This window comes from Nostoc sp. (assembly GCF_036917755.1).
In the GTDB taxonomy this organism is placed as follows: Bacteria; Cyanobacteriota; Cyanobacteriia; order Cyanobacteriales; family Nostocaceae; genus Nostoc.
In genome coordinates this window covers 1-7,870 of the sequence record NZ_JBALFC010000041.1, presented here as the reverse complement: position 1 = coordinate 7,870, position 7,870 = coordinate 1, and the positions used below count along the sequence as shown (strand labels likewise).

6 protein-coding genes are annotated in these 7,870 nt (G+C 41.2%); 3 read left to right on the top strand and 3 right to left on the bottom strand.

Going from position 1 to position 7,870, the window contains the following annotated elements:
* The 3 genes from V7L05_RS10645 to V7L05_RS10635 all read left to right on the top strand — a co-directional run.
* Positions 1-222 (top strand): hypothetical protein (locus tag V7L05_RS10645; RefSeq protein ID WP_335164128.1); only part of this gene is annotated, 222 nt, incomplete at its 5' end.
* Between the two features lie 560 nt (positions 223-782).
* Positions 783-1,025 carry a hypothetical protein gene (locus tag V7L05_RS10640; protein WP_335164127.1) on the top strand — a complete coding sequence of 81 codons (243 nt, stop codon included), beginning with the start codon at positions 783-785 and terminating at the stop codon, positions 1,023-1,025.
* A gap of 3 nt (positions 1,026-1,028) precedes the next feature.
* Positions 1,029-1,700: a sigma-70 family RNA polymerase sigma factor gene (locus tag V7L05_RS10635; protein WP_335164126.1), complete on the top strand. Its 672-nt coding sequence runs from the start codon at positions 1,029-1,031 to the stop codon at positions 1,698-1,700.
* A 716-nt stretch (positions 1,701-2,416) separates the two neighbouring features.
* Here V7L05_RS10635 and V7L05_RS10630 read toward each other — a convergent pair.
* From V7L05_RS10630 to V7L05_RS10620, 3 genes are all read right to left on the bottom strand, one after another.
* On the bottom strand, positions 2,417-5,740 hold the full coding sequence (locus V7L05_RS10630) for a tubulin-like doman-containing protein (RefSeq protein WP_335164125.1): 3,324 nt from the start codon (positions 5,738-5,740) through the stop codon (positions 2,417-2,419).
* Positions 5,741-5,835: 95 nt separating this feature from the next.
* Positions 5,836-6,732, bottom strand: coding sequence for a vWA domain-containing protein (locus tag V7L05_RS10625; RefSeq protein WP_335164124.1), 897 nt, complete (start codon positions 6,730-6,732; stop codon positions 5,836-5,838).
* 28 nt (positions 6,733-6,760) lie between these two features.
* Positions 6,761-7,723 carry a PstS family phosphate ABC transporter substrate-binding protein gene (locus tag V7L05_RS10620; protein WP_335164123.1) on the bottom strand — a complete coding sequence of 321 codons (963 nt, stop codon included), beginning with the start codon at positions 7,721-7,723 and terminating at the stop codon, positions 6,761-6,763.
* Positions 7,724-7,870: the final 147 nt, after the last annotated feature.

Sequence of the window (7,870 nt, the reverse complement as noted above, 5' to 3'; positions counted from 1 at the left end):
GTCGGCAACCCCTTCTCTCCCCCTCAAAATGATTATCATTATCGAAGAATCCTATCTCTTGTTTTTCTTGGAATAATTTATTCTTTGGAAGTCCCTTATATAACACTTGTCCCTCTATTTGCCGTCATTCTTGGGCGGATCATTCTGCATGAACCAATAACTATAATAATGATGATTGGCGGATTATCTGTGCTAGCAGGCATAGTCCTGTGTAATAAGTAAGTCGTATGTAGAACAAGAGCTTAGAGATGAGCTTGCCTAAATAACGCTGGCAAATATTAAACTAATTAGTGGGTGATTCTAAAAGTTGACGTAAAACGTCTTACTTGGCTGGAGGCGATCGCAAATAAAATCTTTTAGAGTCACTAGATTATTTATTCTAGATTATTTATTACCTAATTTTCTGAAAGTCCTGTGTGATGGAGCGTTGGGGAATTTCATCTGCCTCATCAATCTTTAATATTTAGATGCGTTCGCCCTGATTAGCCAACCCAGCAACCCTGCCAATCCGAACTGCGAACACTTGTGTAATCTGTATTTTTTCGTCATAGGGTGCTATTTATCCGATTTGCTTAAGCATCCAACAGAATTGCAACTTTGGATTATACATAAGCAATGTTTTATTAATTATACAGTTTTCTGCAATTGAGCGAGTATGTTCCTACATTCTCCAGGTGTGAAAACTGCACGCAAACAAGCATAAAAGGTCGATGTGTAACATTAATTTCTAATTTAATATATAACTCATCGACAACGGTAATATAGACAATGTTGCTTAAGTTATGGAAGCATATCTGGATGTTCCTGAGTTAGAACAGATTATTGTGGAAATCAATCTAGCCTATTATGAGCAAGAGCAATTAATACCAATTATAGAAAGTAAAAAAGTCAGTAATTTACTCATCAATCACTTATTTGTTACTTTTGAAACCGATAAAGAATCCCAAAATTCTTTAGAAACAACAGATGTTAATACGGCTATAGAGGTTAACAACTTTTTGCTAAAGATAAATCAGGAAATTTAGAATATGTCCCATCACAACCTGGTGAAGCAAAAACTAGATGAACAGCTAAAATACTTAGTTACACAAGCCTGTAGATACCAACCTGGAAGTCCCCAGCGTCAGAAACTACTGACGCAAATTATTCGTTTGACTTCCAATAAACTATGGAGAGAAAGCACCCCTTACTATCAAGATGCACTGCAACAAACTTGGTTGTATTTCTGTCGCAATATTTGTGAAGGTTTAACTGGTCAAACCTATGACCCTACTTATGGCACTGTCATCACCTGGCTGAATGCTTACCTAAAACGCAGGCTACAAGACTTTTACCTGAATCAGAACCTGGAACAAGCCATAACAATCCCTCTGAGAATTCGTCAGTCTATATCGGATGGAATAGTCCAAACCATTGACCCTGTAGATAACCTGCCTGCTACTCCTCAAGCACCTCCCATTCTAGAAGACTTGGAGATATGGGCTAAGACAGACTCTGAAGGTGAACTACGCCGTACTTGTATTAAAGAGCGCCCAGATGTTAATTGTCAGGTGTTAATTCTCAAACGTCTACCCCCAGAAGTTAGTTGGAAAGAGTTGTCAGAGGATTTTGGGCTGTCAATTCCGACATTGAGCAGTTTTTATCAACGTCATTGTTTACCGCGTTTACGTAAATTTGCTGAGTTGGAGGGCTTCTTATAAAAGTGCTAGAGGATTTCTTTTTCACCAGCTACATTGCTAAGGCTGGATCAAATAACATTCACAAAATATAATTTTTTCTCTATAGCAACGGACAGGTAGCTTAGGACAGCAATAAAATCACAAAGTACGCTGTTGAAGGCGCGTTTCCCGCCAACTGTCCTAACGGCTTTGGCGACTGCTATATTTGAAATTTAAATTAAAAAGCGGCTAGTTACACAAGACTTGTCCGCTTTTGTCTTGTGTCTACCGCCAAAGAAAATTTTCTTAAAATCACACCAAGTTAATTCATGTTGCTTTCAACTTCTCTTCCACAGCCGTCAAATACGGGCGTCACAAAGTCAACACCCTAGGCAGACTTCCCCAACACGGTATTGAGTCGAGATGCGCGACGTAAAAGTTGTGCGTAGAGGCAGTAGCCTATTTTACTGAGGAGCCGTCTCCACAAGAGGGTTCCTTCCCCTCAGTCCCCACATAAAAGGGTCACAGACCCCGATCACATCAGTAGTAAGTAATGAATCTGATGGAGTGCAGACCATGAAAGCCTGACCGTGCGAGAGTGCCACTCAATCGGAGGCAAGGGGAAGTTTGGTCATGGATTAGCGTTAAGCGAACTGTTACAAGCATCGTAATTCGATGAAGAGTGAAAATAGCACCATGCTATCGAGGCACTGACAACACTCTAACCAAAACTGTAAATTCAAGTTCGCCCTGCTAAATCAATTAGGTTTAACTAATCGAGTCCCGCAGTTGTAGCAAAATTTAGACCGAGCCGGGTTTTGCTCACCACACTCGGTACAAAAAACATTTGCACCTGCCATAAAAGGAGGCTCAACAGGGGAAATATTTGATATGTGAGGCTCCTCAATGAAATCAACTAGCGGCTTCTCAGGAGAAATTACAAGCTGAATAACTGAGAGTTTGCTTTTGTTATCTAGTTGGAGGTTCTCAGAAGTGATTAAATCTTTAATAATTGTGGCTTCGCGTTTGTAATCTGGGCTATCGCTACCCCCAATTTTTTCTAGTTCTGCTTCTCGCTGCTTCAAATAGTTTATGAACTGGTCGTACAAGCCTAGTTTGTCTTGGGCTTGGTCAGCATCGGCTAGTTTTGCCGACACTTGACGCCCAATTGCTTCTTTGTCAGGGCGACACGCCAGCACCTCTAATACTTGCACCGCTTCTTCCCAACTAGAAGCAATTTCTACATTCTCTGAGCCGATTACAGTTTCGCGGGTGTAGCGAATCACCTTTTCTTCGGTGTTGCGATTTTCTTCTAGCCGCAAAACACCTAATGCTCTAGCTTGCACTACTAGTTTAAAAACTTCGGGGTTTTCGGGAAACACATCCCAGAAAGGAGGTTCTTTTTGAATATGCACGGGAACAAGGAGGTCTTTGGTTTCACCTCTGAGTTGCGATCGCTTGGCTTCAATAGATTGTCCTTTCCAGTCTTGATAAGATTGCCGCAACTCTCTAATACCATCTATACAGCGCAGAGAAAAACCGCCCTTTTCTTGGACAAAGACAATTCGATGCTGTTCTTGTTGTCCCAGAGGGGTGATAGAATCGGCATTTCCCACTCTTTCTTGTAAATAAGGGATTAGTTTAATTGCAGTGGGATCGCTGCTGTTGCGACCTCCCACGATCGCAACTTTGGTATTTAAGGCGGGAGTAAACCCGGCATCTGCACCTGAGAGAACTGCCTGGGATAGTAAGATTAGCGGTTGGGATTTTTGATAAGCAATGCGGATGTTACTGCGAATTGCCTCTGGATCGTTTTGCAAGCTTTTAAAAAGGCGATCGCACGCTGCTAAATCTTGGTTTAATCGGCTCTCTTGAGGAGATTTTTTCACTACTAACTGAGTTTTGACGGCAACTATTTCTTTAAAATCCTCGTAATTCACCTCTTGTAGTTGAGTAATATCAAAGAGTTGCATCACTTCCCCGGCAGTGCGAGTCTGTTTCCACAAAGGGCTAGCATCTCGCAAAATATCTTCCGACATTGTGGTGCAAATCTGGTTTAGTCCGATTTCATAGCGGCTTTTGCTACCTTGAATGGCTCCCGCTAACTGCTCAATCATGTCCTGATAAAGTAGATTAAGTTCTTCGCGGTTATAAAGCTTAAACCCGTTAATTTTCAAAGCATCAGCACTATCTGCTTCTTTGTCAGCTTTTTGTTTAAAGTCATCGCGTAGTTGTCGCAGCTTTTGATTAAACCGCGCTAATCGCTGCTCCATACGATCCAGATGCTCTAAAATTCGCTCAATCACCTGTAGAGACAAAGTGCGACTTTTGCGTTGAACGATGGCAATAAAGCTGCTCTCTAAACCCGTGAGGGCTTCCTCGCAATACTTCTCCATTTGAGCTTGTTTAGTTAGACCAAACAAATTTTTGAATTGGTTAATATCTCGTAGTGCAGCTTCATACTGCTGTTGCCGATTAATTTCATTAGGTTGCCAAACTTTTTCTGACTCACGACGGAACTTTTCGGAAGCATTGGCAAACAGCTGACGGACGTTAGTAATGAAAGCATCCGCAAATTTGGGGCCTAAATTGTGATCGCTAATAATCTTGTAAAACTCTGCCTCAATCGCTTGTCTGCCTTGTTGGATAATGCGATCGCGGTTATTGTACATTTTTTGGAGAAAGTCACCATGTGTTCGTTCATCGGGGCTTAATTCTCGCAAGTGATTGGCGCGATATTCATCAACTTTGGGGATGAAATCATCCAGAAATCTGAGAATTTTGCCTCGCTCTGTACCGATGACATTTATACCTTGATGGGTGCATTGCAATTTATTATCGCTGGTTATTTTATTACGGATATCATTAATCCAGACAGATATTTCTGACATATAGGATTTATCTGCTGCACAAGAGAGGTCTGCAAGCAATTCGGTTTCTGTCAATCGCATTCGCTTAAGAATATCTTTTTGTACCAAATCTAAAACATTAGGTGGCAGAGACACCGATTCATTCAGCCACCAATTTACTAAATCCATACTTAGTCGATTGGATAGAGAATTGCGAATCTGAGCTACCGGAATTTCAATTGTAGAAAGACCAAAGCTCATAAAGTTTTTGGGATAGCCTCTACCACCTGGATCAGCTTGTGCCCAAGCTCCCTTAATGTTGTCTCGAATTGAGCGTTTGTGGGGAGCAAAATCAGAGGTGAGATCCAAGAAAACGTTTTGAGCAATTATTTCCCGAATTTGGTCGAGATTAAACTCACTTTCGCCATTCTTAGTACCGACTAAATAAGTAAAGTCAAAGGGAGGTAATTTATTGCGAACCTCATCCACCAAACCAGCGCTGAATTGAGTTACATACTCAGTTCTGTAGTCAGAAAAGTAACTCAATTCCATCAGAGCCGCGTAGCCATTGGCGAGAACGCGATCGCCTACATTAATGCTGGCAAAAGCATTAGGCATGGGGACAATTGCTGTAATTAAAGGGCTTCCCTGACCTTTTAGCCAGTTACGTAAGCAGTAGCCAAGGTCAATCAACATCCCACTGCCAGTACCACCAGAGATTGAGCCAACGATGAAAACATTTAACCCACCACTGTTAACTCTGATATCGTGCTTTTCTAACATTAAACTTTCGTGACCTTTGACGCGATCGGCCGCTTCAAAAAACCTTTGCCTAATCTTGTGATAATTGTAAAAAAATGCAAAGCGACCACAGGCACGAATTTGACCTGCACCAGCTTCCAATGCTCCAATATTGCGCTCTAATTCTCTAGGAAACCAAGACTCAATCCAGGGATACTTTTCCATGTTGGACATAATGTCATAGACTTCTCTACCACTAACACTTGCCCAATGTTTTTCATGATCCTTTAATGGCGATCCCGCTACCTCTGGATTACTAACTTTATAATCTTTATCTGTGTCAATACTAAAAAAACTAATAATGGGAAAATTCTTCAAACTGCCATAGGCTTCTTCTACTAATCTTCTGACCCGTGATAAGACTTCTACACCTGTACCACCCACACCCACCAACACAGTGGGAACCATACTTTTTTCTTCAACTGCTGCCATAATTTTCTCCTTTTAATTTTAAAATTTCAAAATATTAAGGGTGATTTTTCTTTGATTATTTGCTAGCCATTAATTCTCAAGTCCTGTCTTTTATTTCAACAAATTGAGAAAAAAGGTAAGCTAGATAACTGCCAAAGAATTAGGGGGATAACAATAGTCCAAAATAAAGCATTGCCTAATACCAACTGACCACTCAAGTTCATTGGCAACTTAATTAATCCTTGAAAAACCCATCTGTCTAAAGGCAGGATAATTAGCCACATGAAAGCAATCCAGGTACAACCTCGCCAGAAATAAACCCATTTAAGATTGCTGTTGAAGCTAGCAAAAAATATATCTTTAAAAAAGATTAGAAGATTATTCGATTCACCGGATATATAAATTCCGTTGGTGGTGTCGGTAGCTGACTTGATTTGGGGAGCATCTGCTCCTACTACCACAGCATTGATTTTGACTTTCTGAGCTACTGCCTGAATCAAAACTGATGGTATTACATCAGCCACTCCATCAGTGACGAGCAATAATTCACGGCAACGATACTGAATATTGCTGAGAGCTTTTGTACCTTGGTCAATGGCTTGACTGAGATTTGTTCCAGTACCAATCTGAGACGACAGATTAGGGTTTGCTAAGGCTGAATTCAACTCATCTTCTAACTTTTGTCTATCTGATGTGAAAGAGTTACTTAAGGGGATAACTTGATCGCCAAACCCAAAAATTTGGATATTATTGGGAACCTTCAATTGCTGGGAGTTTTCTTCAATATACGATCGCACCGCCGCTACTTCTTGAGCCATGACAGTATTCGGTGCATTGAATGACTGATCTTGGTAGGTGCTGCTGCTTAGATCCAGAGCGATCGCTACTGCTACACTAGGTCTACCCAAGGTTAAAACTGAACACAAAATAGTCGCAACTAAACAAACTCCAAACACAATTAACGGGATCTGAAACAAAGGATATAGCCAAAAACTGCGACGAAATCTGCTCATCTGGGATTTTAAGGAGTTATTATTTATTTCAGTGACGAATCGGCACTAAACCAGCTTGATCTACAAGTTTTTGACCTTCATCACTTAAGAGTAAGTTGACATAGGCTACAGCAGCTTGTTCATCTAAGGTGCGATCGCGTTTGATCACAACAAAAAGCCGCCTAGTTAGCGGGTAGATATCTTTAGCAAAATCAGTTTTATTCACTAGCTTTTCGATACAAGGAGACACAAAACCTTGATTAGCCTCTTTCGCTATTGGCAAAGGCTCAATTAAACTTTGATTGCAGACTTCTGAAGCAGTAGCATAACCAATCCCGCCAGGAGTTTCAGCTACCTTTCGGATAGTAGTTGTAGTGTCTATGGCATAAGGTTTTACAGATGGGGCAAATGCTTCCTTTTTCAACACTTTTTCTTGAAAGTATTCAGGAGTACCGCCATCATTAGGGTCACGGCTCAAAGGCGTAATTTCAATAGCGGGGCCACCCACTTGGCTCCAGTTCGTGATTCTGCCAGTGTATATATCTTTAATCTGAGATACCGTTAAACCAGGGATAGTCAAATCACGATGGACATAAAAAGCAATTCCATCAATGGCAACAGCTTTCTGTTCTAAAGTGAAATTGCGTCTTTTTGCGCTGTCAAACTCTTCGTCCTTCACAGGCCGCGAAGATTGGGAAAAACTGAGTTGACCGTCTATCAGCATTTTTATCCCGCTACCAGACCCAGCTTTAGTTCCTGGCGGTGGCTGGGTGTAGGTTAACTCAAATCCCGGATGAGCTTGCACAATCAGCGCTACTATTGCCGGAGTCCTTAGCGGTGCAAAGCTTGTAGAACCGCCGTATCTAATGATTCCTTTGGGAACGTTAAGCACTTCAGCTAAAGTGCGGTAAAAATTAACGAGACGAGGAGCAGAGACTAGAGGGGTAGGAGTTAGAGTAACGGAAGAGGTAGGAATAGAAGGAATTACTTTTTTCTTAGGAGGAAGTGCCAAACAAATACCGTTGATTTTTTGCTGATCTGTTGGACAAGGTTTCGGTATAAATCAATACGGTTCAGTTAAGGCTGAAAATCTTGTAAAGTAAGCATTGTCCCAAGAATGAAAATGAGCGTGTGGTGCATCTCAAAGATTTCTCATTGG

Bases quoted from the DNA above. Each gene is read 5' to 3' on its own strand.
- V7L05_RS10640 (WP_335164127.1), top strand. From the start codon at position 783: ATGGAAGCATATCTGGATGTTCCTGAGTTAGAACAGATTATTGTGGAA.
- V7L05_RS10635 (WP_335164126.1), top strand. From the start codon at position 1,029: ATGTCCCATCACAACCTGGTGAAGCAAAAACTAGATGAACAGCTAAAA.
- V7L05_RS10630 (WP_335164125.1), bottom strand. From the start codon at position 5,740: ATGGCAGCAGTTGAAGAAAAAAGTATGGTTCCCACTGTGTTGGTGGGT.
- V7L05_RS10625 (WP_335164124.1), bottom strand. From the start codon at position 6,732: ATGAGCAGATTTCGTCGCAGTTTTTGGCTATATCCTTTGTTTCAGATC.